The sequence below is a fragment of the Dechloromonas sp. ZS-1 genome (assembly GCF_039649255.1).
Classification (GTDB): domain Bacteria; phylum Pseudomonadota; class Gammaproteobacteria; order Burkholderiales; family Rhodocyclaceae; genus Azonexus.
Map to the genome: position 1 here is coordinate 242651 of NZ_JBDIYD010000004.1, position 15082 is coordinate 257732.

At 64.3% G+C, this 15082-nt stretch carries 13 protein-coding genes; 12 read left to right on the plus strand and 1 reads right to left on the minus strand.

The features are described 5' to 3' along the window. Window positions 1-3 precede the first annotated feature (3 nt). The gene (locus AACO21_RS08560; protein WP_346192095.1) at window positions 4-2580 is read right to left on the minus strand and encodes an LPS-assembly protein LptD; all 2577 of its coding nucleotides are present in this window, start codon (window positions 2578-2580) and stop codon (window positions 4-6) included. An 86-nt stretch (window positions 2581-2666) separates the two neighbouring features. Here AACO21_RS08560 and AACO21_RS08565 point away from each other — a divergent pair, with 86 nt between their 5' ends. From AACO21_RS08565 to purD, 12 genes are all read left to right on the plus strand, one after another. Then, window positions 2667-3692, plus strand: coding sequence for a phosphotransferase (locus AACO21_RS08565; protein WP_346192096.1), 1026 nt, complete (start codon window positions 2667-2669; stop codon window positions 3690-3692). Window positions 3693-3695: 3 nt separating this feature from the next. Further along, entirely contained in the window at window positions 3696-4391 is a 696-nt protein-coding gene (gene murU, locus AACO21_RS08570; protein WP_346192097.1) for an N-acetylmuramate alpha-1-phosphate uridylyltransferase MurU, read from the plus strand. After that, complete coding sequence (locus AACO21_RS08575) at window positions 4388-5695, plus strand: aminopeptidase P N-terminal domain-containing protein (RefSeq protein WP_346192098.1); 1308 nt, start codon at window positions 4388-4390, stop codon at window positions 5693-5695. Before murU ends, AACO21_RS08575 begins: the two co-directional genes overlap by 4 nt. Next, window positions 5688-6833, plus strand: coding sequence for an FAD-dependent monooxygenase (locus AACO21_RS08580; RefSeq protein ID WP_346192099.1), 1146 nt, complete (start codon window positions 5688-5690; stop codon window positions 6831-6833). The genes AACO21_RS08575 and AACO21_RS08580 overlap by 8 nt, the downstream gene beginning before the upstream one ends. A gap of 58 nt (window positions 6834-6891) precedes the next feature. Further along, the gene (locus AACO21_RS08585; protein ID WP_346192100.1) at window positions 6892-7767 is read left to right on the plus strand and encodes a 1,4-dihydroxy-2-naphthoate polyprenyltransferase; all 876 of its coding nucleotides are present in this window, start codon (window positions 6892-6894) and stop codon (window positions 7765-7767) included. A gap of 63 nt (window positions 7768-7830) precedes the next feature. Then, entirely contained in the window at window positions 7831-9120 is a 1290-nt protein-coding gene (locus AACO21_RS08590) for an NCS2 family permease (RefSeq protein ID WP_346192101.1), read from the plus strand. Between the two features lie 10 nt (window positions 9121-9130). Further along, window positions 9131-9685: an adenine phosphoribosyltransferase gene (locus AACO21_RS08595; RefSeq protein ID WP_346192102.1), complete on the plus strand. Its 555-nt coding sequence runs from the start codon at window positions 9131-9133 to the stop codon at window positions 9683-9685. A 1-nt stretch (window position 9686) separates the two neighbouring features. Beyond that, window positions 9687-10244: a hypoxanthine-guanine phosphoribosyltransferase gene (locus AACO21_RS08600; RefSeq protein ID WP_346192103.1), complete on the plus strand. Its 558-nt coding sequence runs from the start codon at window positions 9687-9689 to the stop codon at window positions 10242-10244. 120 nt (window positions 10245-10364) lie between these two features. Next, a complete protein-coding gene (dusB, locus tag AACO21_RS08605; protein WP_346192104.1) occupies window positions 10365-11393 on the plus strand; it encodes a tRNA dihydrouridine synthase DusB in 1029 nt (342 codons plus the stop codon). Further along, entirely contained in the window at window positions 11390-11623 is a 234-nt protein-coding gene (locus AACO21_RS08610) for a Fis family transcriptional regulator (protein ID WP_346192105.1), read from the plus strand. Before dusB ends, AACO21_RS08610 begins: the two co-directional genes overlap by 4 nt. An 80-nt stretch (window positions 11624-11703) precedes the next feature. Beyond that, on the plus strand, window positions 11704-13296 hold the full coding sequence (gene purH / locus AACO21_RS08615) for a bifunctional phosphoribosylaminoimidazolecarboxamide formyltransferase/IMP cyclohydrolase (RefSeq protein ID WP_346192106.1): 1593 nt from the start codon (window positions 11704-11706) through the stop codon (window positions 13294-13296). Window positions 13297-13377: 81 nt separating this feature from the next. Beyond that, complete coding sequence (gene purD / locus AACO21_RS08620; RefSeq protein WP_346192107.1) at window positions 13378-14655, plus strand: phosphoribosylamine--glycine ligase; 1278 nt, start codon at window positions 13378-13380, stop codon at window positions 14653-14655. Window positions 14656-15082: the final 427 nt, after the last annotated feature.

Genomic DNA, 15082 nt, shown 5'->3' on the forward strand with positions numbered 1-15082 from the left:
TCATTATCGATAAGAAGGCATCACGCTGGAGGTCGGCATTTCGTTGGTCTTGCCATAACCGGGAATACTGCGCCGCAGAAGGCCCATCGGGTTGGAGCCGATGCTGGCGAAGTCGAGCAATTCAAGCTGGAAAAATACCGTGGTATTCGGGGTGCCTGCAATGGCTTCCAGACGCTGGGCGACAACACGGGTCGCCCAGCAGCCGGCGTTGTACTCAAGGCCGGCGATGGCTTCGAGCAGTTGTTTGTCACGCAGGGAGTAGTTGTAACGCCCCACGGCATACCACTGCGCCGACAACGGCCACTGACCGGCCAGATCGATCTGATCAACGGTGGAGTTACCCGTTAGCGGATCGCGCACGTAGCGATAGCTGGCGCTCAGGGCTTTGCCGAGTTCGGGCTGATAGCGTATGCCGGCGGAAAAACGCTCGCTGACGCTGTCACGATAATTGTATTCCCAGGCGACATCGCCATAGGTTTTCGGTGCCACCAGGCCGTTGACCGCCGCCACCAGGTTCGAGGAATCCTCTGTCCGCAAGGTTTCGGTCGGCAAGCCGACACGTTGCGGCTTGAAGTAGTAACGCTGCCCCAGCATGGCCTTGAAACGCTCAGCCCCGGTTTCCGCATCCAGCATGCGGGTCGTCACGGCTGCCGTCAGCTGATTCGCATCGTTCAAGCGGTCGTAACCGCTATAACGGTTCTCGGCGAAAATCTGGGCGAAGTTGAAATCAGTCAGGCCAGAGTCAAATACCGGGATGTTGCTCTGATTTTTGTAGGGAATATTGACGTAATACAGACGTGGTTCCAGCGTCTGAATATAGCCCTTGCCCGCCAGCGAAGTCTCTCGCTCGAAAAAGACCGTGGAATCCAGCGTAAAGGTTGGCAGCACACGGTTGATGCGATCCGCTTCGGCCAGATTGACGGTCGCGCGATCCAGCGCATAGCTGGTCATGTGCATGCCGACTTTGGGGATAATCTGGAAGCCTGGCGCCACCACCGGCAGCGACATCTGCGGATAAAAGACCATGCGATCGCCGCGATCCTTGTTCAGGACATCATCGTGCGTAAAGCGCGTGTATTGGCCAACAACGGACATATCCGTCTTGAATACATTGGCTTTGTACCCGAAGAGGTTCAGCTGCGGCTCGATGAAGTACGGGCGCGTCACCGGATTGGCGGGGTCTGGCGAAAGCGTCTGGTAGCGCAACACCTGCATATTGGTCTGCAACCACGACGCCGGCGAATAGCCCAGCACCACCTGACGGGGCAACTGGACCTGCGAAGTCTGCAGCAGGCGGGAGGTCATATCCACCCAGTACTTATCGTCCGACACCCCTTGCCAGTTGATCGCAGCCGAGACCCCTTGCCCCAGATTCTGCTGATGCTGGATCCAGTAGCCATAGCGCGACTTCCCTGTTGCATCGTCTTCGGGCAAGTATTCCGCCCGCCAATTACTCAGCGGCGTGTTCTGGTCAAAATAACGGAATTCCCCTGCCAACTGCATCCCGTGCTTGCTCATGTAACGCGGATTCAGCGTCAGGTCATAGTTCGGCGCGATCGACCAGTAATAGGGCACCGTCACATCGAAGCCGGTGCGCGATGATGCAGACCAGAAGGGATGCAGGAAGCCGGACTGACGCTGATGGTTCAGCGGAAAAGTCGCTTTCGGCGCGTAGAACAGGGGAACCCCCTTGAAACGCAGCACGGCGTTATCGGCAACGCCCTGATCCTGATCGTAGTCCAGAAGCGTCGAGTCAGCCTCCAGATACCAGTCACGCTCGCCGGGTTTGCAGGTTGAGTAGCTGCCCGAAGTCAGCCGGATCTGATTCTCCCCTTCGAAATCGATCCGCTCCGCCTCGCCGGAAGCCTCCGAGAGGCGACGCTCGCGCAGTGTCGTCGGCAAGCCGTAATTCCCCGGGATATTGAGCATCATGGGGGCGCCAGAGTTACTCGAGGTACTGGCGTTCGAACTGGCAACCGTAACGGTCAATTGCTGCGGCGCGAAGAAGCGATTATCCACCTCACGCGTAAAGTAATAACGCGCCTTTTCGGCGTAGCCGATCTGCTCCGAGAGTTTCATGCGCAGATAGGGGGCCTCGACTTCGGCACCTTCCTGCTCCAGGCGGACATTACCCGTTGCCTCGATCTCGTCGTCCAGCGGCCAGTAGCGCAATTTATCGGAAAAAAGCAGGGAGCCCGTCTTGCGCAACTCGACATTACCCTCGGCATCGGTCACATCATCCGCGTGCCCTTCCATCTGATCCGCCACGATGAACATCGGATAGGCGTCGTCCCGCTTCAGTTCGGGGGTTGGCGCAGGCGACAGGAACGATCCGCCGCCGATCAGCGGGGCCGTCGGCTTTGGCCGGGCCAGTCGGTTGAACTTACGCTCCATGCGGAGCTTGACCGGTGTGGTATCCAGCGCCGATTCTGCGGGCTCCGCAGAGGGGGCAACACTGTTCGTAGCGGGAACAGCGGGCACCACCGGATGGCTGGCTTCGACAGCCGCGTGCGCCGTCTGCGTGCCGGCAAAGAGGCAACAGACCAGCAGGGCGAGGGGACGGCGGGCAAATCCGGGCATGGGTCAGGCTGATATCCGGGACCGGAATGGCCGATGCCCGAGTGTTAAAATCCGGGCATTTTACAACGAACACTGGCTGCCCACCCATGGAAGCTCTCTCGCGCGATCAACTGGTGACCGATTGGGTCGCCCAACGTTTCCCGAATCAATCCGTCCAGATCACCCCCGCTTCGGCCGATGCCAGCTTCCGCCGCTATTTCCGCCTGACCTGGCCGGATGGCACGACGCGCATCCTGATGGATGCCCCACCGGAAAAAGAAGACTGCAAGCCCTTCATTCACGTCGCCGGCCTGCTCGCCAAGGCCAAACTGGCCGCGCCGCGCATTCTGGACCAGGACCTCGACAACGGTTTCCTGGTGCTCACCGATCTCGGCCGTATCGGCTATCTCGACGCCCTGAATGCCGACCTCTCGCTCGCCGACACCCTGATGCGCCCGGTGCTCGACGTGCTCGTCCAGTGGCAACTCGCCTCGACGGCCGCCACCCTGCCGCCTTACGACGGCCACCTGCTGCGGCGCGAACTCGATCTTTTCCCGGAATGGTTCCTTGGCCGCCATCTGAACCTCGAGCTCTCCGAGGACGACCGCTCCATGCTCGACCGGACCTTCAAGTTCCTGATCAACAGCGCGCTGAATCAGCCCAAGGTGTTCGTGCACCGCGACTTCATGCCGCGCAACCTGATGGTCGTCGAAAGCGAAGCCACGCTGACCCCGGGCATCATCGACTTCCAGGACGCCGTCTATGGCCCGATCACCTACGACGTGGTTTCGCTGTTCCGCGACGCCTTCATCTCCTGGGATGAGGAACAGGAAATCGACTGGGTCGTCCGCTATTGGGAAAAAGCCCGCGCCGCCGGTCTGCCTGTGCGCGAGGACTTCGGTGCCTTTTTCCGCGAATACGAACTGATGGGCCTGCAGCGCCACCTCAAGGTGCTCGGCATCTTCTGCCGCCTCAAGTACCGCGACGGCAAGGACAAGTACATCGAAGACCTGCCGCGCTTCATGACTTATGCCAAGAAGACCGCCAGCCGCTACATCCAGCTGAAGCCGCTGCTCAACCTGCTCGACCGCATCGACGGCCAGACGGACCTGATCGGCTACCGCTACAAATAAACCATGAAAGCCATGATCCTGGCCGCCGGGCGCGGCGAACGCATGCGCCCGCTCACCGACCACACGCCCAAGCCCTTGCTGACGGTGGGCGGCAAGCCGCTGATCGTCTGGCACCTGGAAAAACTGGCGGCGGCCGGCTTTCGGGAGGTGGTCATCAACCACGCCCACCTCGGCGAGCAAATCGAAGCCACGCTGGGCACAGGCGAGCAGTGGGGACTCACTCTGCGTTACTCCCCGGAGCCGCCGGGCGCCCTCGAAACGGCTGGCGGCATCGCCACCGCGCTACCCCTGCTCGGCACGGCCCCCTTTCTGGTGGTGAATGGCGATGTCTGGTGCGATGTGGATTTTGGCCATTTCTGCCGGTCGACCGTCGGAAACAGACCAACATGCCCCACCGCCGGCGCCCGTCTGCTGCTCGTACCCAACCCGGCGCACCACACCCGCGGCGATTTTTCGCTGGACGGCGGGCACATCACCCTCGCCCGCGATGACGCGACCTTCACCTATGCCGGGATCGGCATCTATGACCCGGCGCTCTTCCGCGACGTTCCGGCGCACCAGCCGATGAAGCTGCGCCCGCTGCTCGACGCCGCCATCGCCGCCGGCACACTGCAGGGCGACATCCACCGCGGACGCTGGGTGGATGTCGGCACCCCGGCCCGCTTGGCCGAACTGGATCAGGAGTTGCAAAGCGCATGACCCACGCCCATTTTCTCGCCCGCCGCAAACGTCTTCTGAAGGCCATCGGCAACGGGGTCGCGGTGATCCCGACCGCGCCGGAAGTCGTGCGCAACCGCGACGCGCACTACCCCTACCGTTTCGACAGCTACTTCTGGTACCTCACCGGCTTCCCCGAACCGGAAGCCGTGGTCGTGCTCGTCGGCGCACAGCCGGGCAAGAAGGCGAAGTCCATCCTGTTCTGCCGCGACAAGCACGCAGAACGTGAAATCTGGGACGGCTACCGTTACGGGCCCAAGGCGGCCAAGACGGCCTTCGGGTTTGACGCTGCCTATTCGATCGAAGCCTTCGACAAAATCCTGCCCGAATTACTGGTCGACCGTGACAGCCTCTGGCACAGCATCGGCCACGATGCCGGCTGGGATGCCCGGATCAGCCAGGCGCTCAATGCCGTGCGCGCTCAGACCCGGGCCGGCAAACGTGCGCCGCGCGCCATCCACGACCTGCGCGCCGAACTGGATGCGATGCGCCTGATCAAGGATGGCGCCGAGCTGGACCTCATGCAACAGGCGGCCGACATCGCCAGCGCCGGCCACGCCCGCGCCATGCGCGCCTGCCGCCCCGGCATGGCCGAATACGAACTCGAAGCCGAACTGACTTACGCGTTCCGCAAACGCGGCGCCGACGCGCACGCCTACACGCCCATCGTGGCCGGCGGCGCCAACGCCTGCGTCCTGCATTACGTCGAGAACGACAAGCTGCTCAATGACCACAGCCTGGTCCTGATCGATGCCGGCTGCGAAGTGCGTGGCTACGCCGCCGACATCACCCGCACCTTCCCGGTCAATGGGCGCTTCACGCCGGCTCAGAAGGACGTCTACGAAATCGTACTGGCCGCGCAGGATGCAGCCTTTGCCGCCACCGCGCCGGGCCAGCACTTCATGGCCGGGCACGATGCGGCCGTCCGCGTCCTGACCCAGGGCCTGATCGACCTCAAGCTACTCAGCGGCAACCTCGACAACCTGATCGAAAAAAGCGATTTCCGCCGCTTCTACATGCACCGTACCGGCCACTGGCTCGGCCTCGACGTGCACGATGCCGGCGAATACAAGACAGGCGACGCCTGGGCCGTGTTGCAGCCGGGCATGACCCTGACCGTCGAACCCGGCCTCTACATCCGCCCAGGCGCCGACATCCCGCCCGAACTGGCCGGCATCGGCATCCGCATCGAAGACGACGTGCGCGTCACCGCCAGCGGCTGCGACGTCTATACCAGCGCCCCGAAAACCGTGGCGGAAATCGAAGAGGTCATGCGCCATGACTGAGACGCCGCTCGAGACCGTCGACACCCTGATCATCGGCGCCGGCCCGGTCGGCATGACCCTGCACCTGGCCCTCGCTGCGGCCGGCCGGAAATCGCTGCTCTTGGACCGTCGACCGTCGGCCGCCCTGCAGGCCGACCCGCGCGCCCTGGCCTTGTCGCACGGCGCACGCCAGTTGCTGGAACAGATCCGGAGCTGGCCGATCCACGCTGCCACCTCGATCGAGACCATCCACGTTTCGCAAAAGGACGGCTTTGGCCGCACCCTCATCGACCGCAGCGACTACGCCCTGCCCGCGCTCGGCTACGTGGTGCGTTACCGCGACCTGGCCGCCGCCCTCAGCGCCAACCTCGCCGCCGATGCCCTGCTCGCCGAGGCTGAACTGCTCGACATCGCACCGGACACGGACGGTGTCACCGTCGCCCTGCGCCAGGCCGGGCAGCTGCGCCGCCTGCGCTGCAATCTGCTGGTCCACGCGGAAGGCACACCGGGCGATGAAAACGGCGTCTCGGTGGCGGATTACGGCCAACACGCGGTGATCTGCGAAGTCACGCCGTTGGCCGGCCACCACCAGCGCGCCTGGGAACGCTTCACGCCGGACGGCCCGCTCGCCCTGCTACCGCTGGGCAAGGAATACTCCATCGTCTTCACCCTGCCGCCAGACAAAGCCGATGCGGTGATGGCGCTCGACGACGAGGCCTTCATCGCCGCCCTGGAGCGCCAGTTCGGACGCGGCATGCGCTTCGCCAAGCCGGGCAAGCGCAGCCGTTTTCCGCTCGCCCTGCGCCTGCGGGACACCCTGGTCAAGGGCCGCGAAGTCTGGGTCGGCAACAGCGCCCAGACCCTGCACCCGGTCTCCGGACAAGGCTTCAACCTCGGCCTGCGCGATGCCTGGCAGTTGGCCGAAATCCTCCACACCCACGGCACAGAGATGCCCGAACTCGACCGCTACGTGCGCGCCCGCCGCCTCGATCGCCGCGGCAGCGCCTTCTTCACCGACCAGATCGTCAAAGCATTCTCCAACGACTGCGGGCCGCTCAAGCTGGCCCGCGGCCTTGGCCTGCTGGCGCTGGATGTCTTTCCCCCGGCCCGCCACTTCGTCGCCAAACGCATGATCTGGGGCGCCCGCGCCTGGCCTTGATCGCTCTGCCTTGATCTGTCTAATGGGCAGCCGCCCGGCTGCCCATTACCCTCCCGCCATGAACACCACCACCGCCTGGCTCCTCGCCTGCCGCCCCAAAACCTTGCTGGTTTCGCTCTCGCCCGTGCTGCTCGGCGCAGCGCTGGCCTGGCATGACACGCAGCACCTGCTCATCCTGCCCCTGCTCGCCGCTGCCCTGGGCGCCGCCTTCATCCAGATCGGGACCAACCTGTTTAACGATGTCGGCGACTTCCTGCGCGGCACCGATACGCCGGATCGCATTGGCCCCCGCCGCGCCACGGCGGAAGGCTGGCTGAGCCCACGCGCCGTCGCCGCCGGGGCCTGGACCTGCTTTGCCCTGGCCTTTGCCTGCGGCATCTATCTGGTCTGGCTGGGTGGCTGGCCCATCGTGGCCATCGGCCTTGCTTCGCTGGCAGCGGGCTGGGCCTACACAAGCGGCCCCAGGCCCATCGCCTACGGTCCACTCGGCGAAAGCTTCGTTTTTGTCTTTTTCGGCCTGGTCGCCGTCGGCGGGACGTATTACCTGCAAACCGGCAGCCTGAGCACACTGGTGCTGCATGCGGCCAGCCTGCTCGGCCTGCACGCGGCGGCGGTGATCACGGTCAATAACTACCGCGACCGCGACGGCGATCAGCGCAGCGGCAAGCACACCCTGGCGGTCAGGCTTGGCCGGCCGGCCACGCGCTGGCTCTACGCCCTGGAAATGCTGCTGCCGTACGGCCTGCTGCTGCCACTCAGCGGCACGACCAGCCTGCTCTGGCTACCCACCCTCACCCTGCCGCTCGCGCTGCACCTGATCCACCGCTTCTGGCGTACCCCGCCCGGGCCGGTTTTCAACACGCTCCTGGCCCAGACTGCCGCCCTGCAATTCGTCTTTGCCAGCCTGCTCGCGACCGGTTTTTTCTTGGTGTAAACCACAATGCCGCAAGGTATTGAATTCTTGTAGAATCCAGCGCTTTTTTCCGGGAGCAGGTCCATGCTCGAACGCTTTTTCCAGCTCAAGGCCCACGGCACCACGGTTCGCACCGAAGTCCTCGCCGGCCTGACCACTTTCCTGACGATGGCCTACATCGTCTTCGTCAACCCGGATATCCTCTCGGCCGCCGGCATGCCGCGCGATGCCGTGTTCGTCGCCACCTGCCTCGCCGCCGCGCTGGGCACCGCGATCATGGGCCTCTACGCCAATTACCCGGTGGCGCTGGCCCCGGCCATGGGTCTCAACGCTTACTTCGCCTTCACCGTCGTCCAGGGCATGGGCTACACCTGGCAGGCCGCCCTCGGCGCCGTGCTCATTTCCGGCGGGCTGTTCATCCTGTTGAGCCTCTTCAAGGTGCGCGAATGGATCGTCAATGCCATTCCGACCTCGCTCAAATATTCGATTTCCGCCGGGATCGGCCTCTTTCTCGCGATCATCGGCCTGAAGAACGCTGGCCTGATCACCGCCCACCCGGCCACCCTGCTCACCCTCGGCGACATCTGCAGCCCCGGCCCGCTCCTCGCCGCATCCGGCTTCATGCTGATCGCCGCGCTGGAGTACCGCAAGGTGCCGGGCGCCATCATCATCGCCATTCTGTCCGTGACCGGCGCCTCGGTCGCGCTCGGCCTGGTGGAGTTCAAGGGCATCATCGCCGCTCCGCCGTCGCTCGCGCCGACCTTCATGCAGCTGGACCTGGCCGGCGCCTTGAATGCCGGCCTGCTTGCCGTCGTGCTCACCTTCTTCATGGTCGAACTCTTTGACGCCTCCGGCACCCTGGTCGGCGTCTGCCACCGGGCCGGCCTGCTCGACAAGGACGGCAAGCTGCCGCGCCTGAAGAAGGCCCTGCTCGCCGACTCCGTCGCCATCAGCGCCGGTGCCGTGCTCGGCACCTCCTCGACCACGGCCTACATCGAATCCGCCGCGGGTACCGCGGCCGGTGGCCGCACCGGCCTGACCGCCGTCGTCGTCGCCCTGCTCTTCCTGTGCTGCATCGTGTTCGCCCCGCTGGCCGGCACCGTGCCCGCCTACGCCACGGCCCCGGCCCTGTGCTACGTCGCCATCCTGATGTCGCGCGGCCTCGCCGAGATCGAATGGGATGACCTGACCGAAGCCACCCCGGCCGTCGTCACCGCCATCACCATCCCGTTCACCTTCTCGATCGCGCACGGCATTTCCTTCGGCTTCATTTCCTATGTCGCCATCAAGGTGCTGGCCGGCCGCGCCCGCGATGTGTCGCCAACGGTGGCGATCATTGCCGCCGCCTTCGTCGCCAAATTTGCCCTGCTCTGAGAGGTTGACCGTGGACCGAGCCCCCCTGCCCGACACCGGCTACCTGAAAGCCCGCATCCGGACCGTGCCGGACTGGCCGCAAGCCGGCGTCCAGTTCCGTGACATCACGCCCGTGCTGCAAGACCCGCGCGCCTTCCGCGTGCTCGTCGACGCCTTCGTCCTGCGCTACATGGAAACGCCGATCGACGTCATCGCCGGCATCGATGCGCGCGGCTTCATCCTGGGTGCCGTCGTCGCCCACCAGTTGAACAAGGGCTTCGTGCCGGTGCGTAAAAAGGGCAAACTGCCTTTCACCACCGTCTGCGAGGAGTACGAGCTGGAATACGGCAACGCCACCGTCGAGATGCACGTCGATGCCATCAAGCCGGGCGACCGCGTGCTCCTGATCGACGATCTGATCGCCACCGGCGGCACCATGATGGCCGGCGCCCACCTCATCCAGCGCCTCGGCGGTCAGATTGTCGAAGCCGCCGCCATCGTCGACCTGCCGGAACTCGGCGGCTCGGTGCTGCTCAAGGAGGCCGGCCTGCCCGTCTTTACCGTTTGCGAATTTGAAGGACACTGAGATGAACGAGATGCAAGAAATCAAGCAGGCCATGGCCGAAGCCGACTGCCTGGCCAGCCCCGCCGAAGTGGACGCCGCCCTCGACCGGATGGCCGCCGCCATCACCGCCGAACTGGCCGACAGCAACCCGCTGGTCTACACGGTCATGAACGGCGGCCTGATCGTCGCCGGTCGACTGCTCGCCCGCCTCGATTTCCCGCTCGAATCCGCCTACCTGCACGCCAGCCGCTACGGCCATCAACTGCAGGGCAAGAGCCTGCTCGACTGGCGCGTGCGCCCGACCCAGGAGCTCAAGGGCCGCACCGTGCTCGTCGTCGACGACATCCTCGACGAAGGCCACACCCTGAAGGCGATTTGCCAGTACCTGCTGGAAGAAGGCGCCGCCCGCGTCCTGACCGCCGTGCTGGTGCACAAGGACCACGACCGCAAGGCCGAACCCGGCATGCGCGCCGACTTTTCCGGCCTCGACATCCCGGACCGCTTCCTCTTCGGCTGCGGCATGGACTACAAGGGCTACTGGCGCAATGCACCGGGCATCTACGCGCTCAAAGGTCATTAAAAATCAATCATCAAGCAGGGGCGCCCCGATGCAAATCGCGGCGCCCCTGACTATTTTTTAAGCGCCGAATCCGCTATAATCCGGCGCTTCCCCGAACCCCAACAAGGCTCACGCTCGCCCATGGAATTTGCCGGTTTCCAACTCCGCAACAACCTCTTCGTCGCCCCGATGGCCGGTGTCACGGATCGTCCGTTCCGCCAGCTGTGCAAAAAATTGGGGGCCGGACTGGCCGTCTCGGAAATGGTCACCTCCAATTCCCTGCTCTACGGCAGCGCCAAGACCCTGCGCCGCGCCAATCACGACGGCGAAGTCGAGCCGATCTCCGTGCAGATCGCCGGGGCCGATCCGAAGATGATGGCCGAAGCGGCCAGGCACAACGTCGATAACGGCGCCCAGATCATCGACATCAACATGGGCTGCCCAGCCAAGAAGGTCTGCAATGTGATGGCCGGCTCCGCGCTGATGCAGCACGAGCAGCTGGTCGGCGAGATTCTCGATGCCGTGGTCGGCGCCGTGCCGAACACGCCGGTCACGCTGAAATTCCGCACCGGCTGGAACATCGCCAACAAGAACGCCCCGAACATCGCGCGCATTGCCGAATCGGCCGGCGTCCGCGCCGTCGCCATCCATGGCCGCACGCGCTGCCAGCAATACACCGGGGAAGCCGAATACGACACCATCGCCTATGTGAAGACGCTGGTGAAGATTCCGGTGATCGCCAATGGCGACATCACGACGCCGGAAAAAGCCAAATTCGTGCTCGACAAGACCGGCGCCGACGGCATCATGATCGGTCGCGCCGCCCAGGGCCGCCCCTGGCTCTTCCGCGAAATCGAGCACTACCTGAAAACCGGCGAGAAGCTGCCGCCGGCACCGGTCGCCGAGATCCACGCCATCCTGATGGCGCATCTCGACGACCTGTACGCCTTTTACGGCGTCGAAACCGGGGTCAAGGTCGCCCGCAAGCACATCTCCTGGTACACGAAGGGCCTGATCGGCTCGGCGGCGTTCCGCAAGGTGATGAACACCCTGCCGACCCTGGAAGAACAGCGGACTGCCGTGGACAGCTTCTTCCTGCGCTATGCGGAAGAACACGCGCACCTGCAATACGAAGACAACAAAACAGCAGAGGAGGCGTTGGCAGCATGAGCCAACATGATTTGGGGAAGTGCGTCGTGACCGCACTGGAACAATATTTTCGGGACCTGGACGGAGAAAAACCCTCCGCCATCTATGACATGGTCCTCAGAAGCGTCGAACGCCCGATGCTGGAAGTCGTGCTGGCCAAGGCCGGCGCCAACCAGACGCTGGCGGCGGAAATGCTTGGCATCAACCGCAACACGCTGCGCAAGAAACTCACCGAACACCAGTTGCTCTGAGCGGTCTGCCCGACGGTCAACCGTCGCCACGCCCTCAAAACGACCCACTTTTTCCTGACACTTCACTTCCTGGTTCGACCATGACGATCAAACAAGCGCTGATTTCCGTCTCCGACAAGACGGGTGTTCTCGAATTCGCCCAAGGCCTCGCCGCCCAGGGCGTCAAGCTGCTGTCCACCGGCGGCACCGCCAAGATGCTCAAGGACGCCGGCCTGGACGTCACCGAAATCGGCGACTACACCGGCTTCCCGGAAATGCTCGACGGCCGCGTCAAGACCCTGCACCCGAAGGTGCATGGCGGCATCCTGGCCCGTCGCGACCTGGCCGAGCACATGGCCACCATCGACGCCCACGGCATCCCGACCATCGACCTGGTCTGCGTGAACCTCTACCCGTTCGCAGCCACCATCGCCAAGGCCGGTGTCACGCTGGAAGACGCGATTGAAAACATCGACATCGGCGGTCCGGCCATGGTCCGTTCCTCGGCCAAGAACTACGCCGGCGTCGCCATCGTCACCGATCCGGAAGACTACGCCCCGCTGCTCGCCGAAATGAAGGCCAACGGCGGCGCGCTGCAATTGGCCACCCGTTTCGGCCTGGCCAAGAAGGCCTTCACGCACACCGCCCGTTACGACAGCATGATCGCCAACTGGCTGACCGGCCTGGAAGACGGTGCCGAAGCCAAGCCGGCCGACGCCGCCCCGACCCCGTCGATCTTCCCGGCCAAGCTGCAACTGGCTTTCGATCGCACCGAAATCCTGCGCTACGGCGAAAACTCCCACCAGCAAGCTGCCTTCTACCGCGACACCGTGGCGCTGCCGGGCAGCATCGCCGCCTACACCCAGTTGCAGGGCAAGGAACTGTCCTACAACAACATCGCCGACTCCGATGCCGCCTGGGAATGCGTCAAGAGCTTCGACGTGCCGGCCTGCGTCATCGTCAAGCACGCCAACCCGTGCGGCGTCGCCATTGACGGCAAGCTGCTCGGCGCCTACGAAAAGGCTTTCCAGACCGACTCCACCTCCGCCTTCGGCGGCATCATCGCCTTCAACGGCGAAGTCGGCATGGACGTTGTCGAGGCCATGAACGCCCGCAAACACTTCGTCGAAGTGCTGATCGCCCCGTCCTTCACCGCTGAAGCCCAGGCCGCCCTGGCCGCCAAGGCCAATCTGCGCGTGCTGGTCGTGCCGCTCGGCCGTGACCTCAACAAGCTGGAACTCAAGCGCGTCGGCGGCGGCCTGCTCGTCCAGACGGCGGATGACTTCACCGCCCAGGCTTCCGGCCTCAAGGTCGTGACCAAGGTGCAGCCGACTGCCCAGCAGATCGAAGACCTGCTCTTCGCCGAGCGCGTCGCCAAGTTCGTCAAGTCCAACGCCATCGTCTTCTGCGGCGGCGGCATGACCCTGGGCGTCGGCGCCGGCCAGATGAGCCGTGTCGACTCGACCAAGATCGCCTGCATCAAGGCCCAGAACGCCGGTCTCGGCCTCAAGGGCTCGGTCGTGGCATCGGATGCCTTCTTCCCGTTCCGCGACGGCGTCGATGTGCTGGCCGAAGCCGGTGCCGTCGCCGTCATCCAGCCGGGTGGCTCGATGCGTGACGAAGAAGTGATCGCGGCCGCCGACGAGCATGGCATCGCCATGGTCTTCACCGGCACCCGCCACTTCCGCCACTAAGCCTCTCCCCGCATCCGCGCACCTCTTGGGGCGCGGATGCCGCAATGAACAGCACGACAACATTTCAACAAGAGATCAGCCATGAAACTACTGGTAATCGGTTCCGGCGGCCGCGAGCACGCCATGGCCTGGAAGCTGGCCCAGACCCCCGGCCTGCAGAAGGTCTACGTCGCCCCGGGCAATGCCGGCACGGCCCGCGAGCACGAGCTGGAAAACATCAACATCACCGATCCGGAAGCCCTGGCTGATTTCGCCGAGCAGAACAAGATTCACCTCACCCTGGTCGGCCCGGAAGCCCCGCTGGCGGCCGGCGTGGTCAATGTCTTCCGCGCCCGCGGCCTGAAGATCTTCGGCCCGACCAAGGAAGCTGCCCAGCTCGAATCCTCCAAGGATTTCGCCAAGCGCTTCATGGCCCGCCACGCCATCCCGACCGCTGAATTCGAGACCTTCTCGGACGCCGCCGCCGCGCACGCCTACATTGACCGCAAGGGCGCCCCCATCGTCATCAAGGCCGATGGCCTCGCTGCCGGCAAGGGCGTCGTCGTCGCCATGAGCCTCGAAGAAGCCCACGCTGCCATCGACGACATGCTCTCCGGCAACAAGCTGGGCGATGCCGGTGCACGCGTCGTGATCGAGGAATTCCTCGACGGCGAAGAAGCCAGCTTCATCGTCATGGTCGACGGCAAGAACGTGCTCGCCCTGGCCTCCAGCCAGGACCACAAACGCATCTTCGACGGCGACCAGGGCCCGAACACCGGCGGCATGGGTGCCTACTCCCCGGCCCCGTGCGTCACGCCGGAAGTGCATGCCAAGGCCATGCGCGAGATCATCATGCCGACCGTACGCGGCATGCTGGCCGACGGCATCCCCTTCACCGGCTTCCTCTACGCCGGCCTGATGATCGGCAAGGACGGCTCGGTCAAGACCCTGGAATTCAACTGCCGCATGGGCGACCCGGAAACCCAGCCGATCCTGATGCGCCTGAAGTCCGACTTCGTCACCCTGCTCGAGCACGGCATCGCCGGCACCCTCGACCAGATCGAAGCCGAATGGGACCGCCGCATCGCGCTTGGCGTCGTCCTCGCCGCCGCCAACTACCCGGACACCCCGAAGAAGGGCGACGTCATCGGTGGCCTGCCCAAGGGCAACAGCTTTGCCGAAGACTGCCACGTCTTCCACGCCGGCACCGCTGAAAAAGACGGTCAGGTGGTCACGGCCGGTGGCCGCGTCCTCTGCGTCACCGCCCTCGGCGAGAACGTCAAGCTGGCCCAGAAAGCCGCCTACGAAGCTGCCGCCCAGATCGCCTGGGATGGCATGCAATACCGCAAGGACATCGGCTATCGCGCCATCAGCCGCTGATTCCTGAAGACGCGCATCGCATGACCGGCGTCAGGACCCAGAGTCCGGCGCCGGTTTTCTTTTGGGCGGAGGTATTTGGGGCTGAACGGTGGGTATTCATGGCGCAAGGGGCATCCCGGCGGCATGGGCGTTCCTGATGTTGCTGATGCGCTGTATTCCGCCGCTGACCGGCGGGAAGACTTTCTTTTGCCTCGCCAAAAGAAAGTCGCCAAAGAAAACGCGACCCCAGGTTGGCGCCCGCTACGCGGGTCCCTTCCGCTACTCGGCCATTCGGGGGGCTGGCTAAACTCGCCTTCGGCTCAGACAAACGCCAGCCCTCCTCCCCGAATGCCCTGCGTTGCTCAGCGCCACCCAAGGGGCCAGACCCACCACCGGGGACTTTGAATGGGTTGGCTTTGTTTTGGATTTCCTGGTTTGACAGGTGTTG

What these genes read in the sequence shown, in the direction of transcription:
- purD (WP_346192107.1), top strand. Translation starts at nt 13,378, where the DNA reads ATGAAACTACTGGTAATCGGTTCCGGCGGCCGCGAGCACGCCATGGCC.
- AACO21_RS08610 (WP_346192105.1), top strand. Translation starts at nt 11,390, where the DNA reads ATGAGCCAACATGATTTGGGGAAGTGCGTCGTGACCGCACTGGAACAA.
- purH (WP_346192106.1), top strand. Translation starts at nt 11,704, where the DNA reads ATGACGATCAAACAAGCGCTGATTTCCGTCTCCGACAAGACGGGTGTT.
- dusB (WP_346192104.1), top strand. Translation starts at nt 10,365, where the DNA reads ATGGAATTTGCCGGTTTCCAACTCCGCAACAACCTCTTCGTCGCCCCG.
- AACO21_RS08585 (WP_346192100.1), top strand. Translation starts at nt 6,892, where the DNA reads ATGAACACCACCACCGCCTGGCTCCTCGCCTGCCGCCCCAAAACCTTG.
- AACO21_RS08590 (WP_346192101.1), top strand. Translation starts at nt 7,831, where the DNA reads ATGCTCGAACGCTTTTTCCAGCTCAAGGCCCACGGCACCACGGTTCGC.
- AACO21_RS08600 (WP_346192103.1), top strand. Translation starts at nt 9,687, where the DNA reads ATGAACGAGATGCAAGAAATCAAGCAGGCCATGGCCGAAGCCGACTGC.
- AACO21_RS08575 (WP_346192098.1), top strand. Translation starts at nt 4,388, where the DNA reads ATGACCCACGCCCATTTTCTCGCCCGCCGCAAACGTCTTCTGAAGGCC.
- AACO21_RS08580 (WP_346192099.1), top strand. Translation starts at nt 5,688, where the DNA reads ATGACTGAGACGCCGCTCGAGACCGTCGACACCCTGATCATCGGCGCC.
- AACO21_RS08560 (WP_346192095.1), bottom strand. Translation starts at nt 2,580, where the DNA reads ATGCCCGGATTTGCCCGCCGTCCCCTCGCCCTGCTGGTCTGTTGCCTC.
- AACO21_RS08565 (WP_346192096.1), top strand. Translation starts at nt 2,667, where the DNA reads ATGGAAGCTCTCTCGCGCGATCAACTGGTGACCGATTGGGTCGCCCAA.
- murU (WP_346192097.1), top strand. Translation starts at nt 3,696, where the DNA reads ATGAAAGCCATGATCCTGGCCGCCGGGCGCGGCGAACGCATGCGCCCG.